This is a genomic window from Micromonospora sp. KC606 (assembly GCF_004348675.1).
Lineage (GTDB): Bacteria > Actinomycetota > Actinomycetes > Mycobacteriales > Micromonosporaceae > Micromonospora.
Window position 1 is genome coordinate 1 of sequence record NZ_SMKN01000366.1, and the last position, 2,633, is coordinate 2,633.

The window sequence follows — 2,633 nt, forward strand, 5'->3', positions numbered from 1 at the left end:
ACTCCGGATGCGGCAGGTGGGGTTGGTCGGACCCGGCGCGATACCACGGTCCGCCGCGAGGTGAGTCGGTCATGACCGGTGCGGCGGTCGAGGGTCGGCGGGCGACGACGCTCACGTGGCCGCCTGCGCCGCCGTGGGGCAGCATGGTGGGGTGAGGGAGACGATCGACGCGCTGGCCGGCGTGGTGGCCGGCGGTGGTGTCGTGGTGTTGAGCGGGGCGGGGCTGTCCACCGAGTCGGGGATCCCCGACTATCGGGGGCCCAGCGGCGTGGCCCGCCGGCACACCCCGATGACCTATCAGGCGTTCACCGGCGACCCGGCGGCGCGTCGCCGGTACTGGGCGCGCAGTTACCTGGGGTGGCGCACCATCGCGGCGGCTGCCCCGAACGACGGGCACCGGGCGGTGGCCCGGTTGCAGGCCGTTGGCCTGGTGGACGGGATCGTCACGCAGAACGTCGACGGGTTGCACACCGCCGCGGGCAGCCGGGATGTGGTGGAGCTGCACGGCCGCCTGGCCGAGGTGGTGTGTCTGGGGTGCGGCCACCGGAGCGGGCGTGAGCAAATGCAGCAGCGGCTACGTCAGGCCAACCCGGGGTTCGCCGCAGCAGCCACGGCGGTGCGTCCCGACGGTGACGTCGACCTCGACGACGGGCAGGTGGCCGGGTTCCGAACGGTCGACTGCGCGTGCTGCGGGACGGGGATGCTGAAACCGGACGTGGTGTTCTTCGGTGAGACGGTGCCCACCGACCGGGTGGCGCGGTGTTTCGCGATGGTCGCTCGGGCCCGGACGCTGCTGGTGTTGGGGTCGTCGTTGACGGTGCTGTCGGGGCGGCGGTTCGTGCTGCGGGCGGTCAGGCAGGGCATTGCGGTGGTGATCGTCAACCAGGGCCCGACGCGGGGCGACGGGTACGCGTCTCTGCGGGTCGACGGGCCGTTGGGTGCGCTGCTTCCGGCGGTGGCCGACCGGGTGGGCGCCGGCCCGGTGGGCGCGGCGGTGCCGGTCCCCGGCTAGCCGGGGCGGTTCGGCCGGGTAGCGGTCCAGGTCGGCCGACACGCCGTGGCGACGCCGGTGATCGGGCGGGTGCCCATCCGGGGGGTACGCCGGCGGCCGGGGGTGGCGGCGCTGGTAGCGTTGACCATGCCGGTACCACCCACGCGGGAGAGACCGCCCCCTCGTCGGGGCGGCGCCGAAGGGGCAGATCCCTCCCCGGAACCTCTCAGGCAAAAGGACCGCGGGGGCAGGCACTGTGGAGCGCCGCCGCGCGCGACTCAGGGGGAGGCCGATCCGTCGACCTCGCCCCCGCTAGGAGCGCAGCGCATGACCGCAGAGCAGTTCGCCGACCGGCACATCGGCCCCGACCTGGCCGACGAGCGTCGGATGCTGGAGGTTGTCGGCTACGCCTCGATCGACGAGCTGATGGACGCGGCGATCCCGGAGGTGATCCGCTGGCAGGGCACCCTGCAGCTGCCGGAGCCGGCCGGTGAGCGGGAGGCGATCGCGGAGTTGCGGGCTTTGGCGGCCCGTAACACCGTCGCGGTGTCGATGATCGGGTTGGGTTACCACGGTACGCACACCCCGGCGGTGATCCGCCGTAACGTGCTGGAGAACCCGGCCTGGTACACGGCGTACACGCCGTACCAGCCGGAGATCAGCCAGGGGCGGTTGGAGGCGCTGCTGAACTTTCAGACGATGGTGACGGATCTGACGGGGTCGGCGACGGCGAACGCGTCGATGCTCGACGAGGGCACCGCCGCGGCGGAGGCGATGACCCTCGCACGTCGTGCGTCGAGGTGCAAGAGCCCGGTGTACGTGGTTGACGCCGACGCGCTGCCGCAGACGATCGCGGTGATCTCCGGCCGGGCGGAGCCGCTCGGTATCGAGGTGCGGGTCGTCGACGTCGAACGCGACGGGCTGCCGGCGGAGTTTTTCGGCCTGCACCTGCAGTATCCGGGGGCGTCGGGGGCGGTGCGTGACCACGCGCGGCTGGTCGAGGCCGCGCACGGGGTGGGGGCGTTGGTGACGGTGGCGGCGGATCTGCTGGCGTTGACGCTGCTGCGTCCGCCGGGGGAGATCGGCGTGGACATCGCCGTGGGCACCACGCAGCGGTTCGGGGTGCCGATGGGTTTCGGTGGGCCGCACGCCGGCTACCTGGCGGTGCGGTCGGGGCTGGAACGGATGCTGCCGGGTCGGCTGGTCGGGGTGTCGCGCGACGTGGACGGCAACCCCGCGTTCCGGTTGGCGTTGCAGACCCGGGAGCAGCACATCCGGCGGGAGAGGGCGACCAGCAACATCTGTACCGCGCAGGTGCTGCTGGCGGTGATGGCGGGCATGTACGCCGTCTACCACGGCCCGGACGGGCTGCGGGCGATCGCCCGGCGTACCCATGGCATGGCGGTGCGGCTGGCGGCCGGGCTGCGCGCCGGTGGGGTGCGGGTCGCGGACGTCGCGTTCTTCGACACGGTGACCGCGACGGTGCCGGGCCGGGCCGCTGAGGTGGTCGCGGCGGCGGCCGAGCGGGGTGTGAACCTGCGGTGGGTCGACACCGACCGGGTGGGGATCAGCTGCGACGAGACGACCACCGCGGCGCACCTTCGGGCGGTGTGGGCGGCGTTCGGGGTGCCGGGTTTCGACG

The 2,633-nt window shown here is 73.3% G+C and carries 1 protein-coding gene, 1 pseudogene and 1 riboswitch; the gene and the pseudogene both read left to right on the forward strand.

Annotated elements, in window-relative coordinates; translation table 11 throughout:
• Positions 1–151: 151 nt before the first annotated feature.
• On the forward strand, positions 152–1,012 hold the full coding sequence (locus tag E1193_RS30995) for an NAD-dependent protein deacetylase (protein WP_132186676.1): 861 nt from the start codon (positions 152–154) through the stop codon (positions 1,010–1,012).
• A 134-nt stretch (positions 1,013–1,146) separates the two neighbouring features.
• Positions 1,147–1,243, forward strand: a riboswitch (glycine riboswitch).
• A 75-nt stretch (positions 1,244–1,318) separates the two neighbouring features.
• A pseudogene (locus E1193_RS31000) lies at positions 1,319–2,633 on the forward strand (glycine dehydrogenase (aminomethyl-transferring)); the annotation flags it as partial.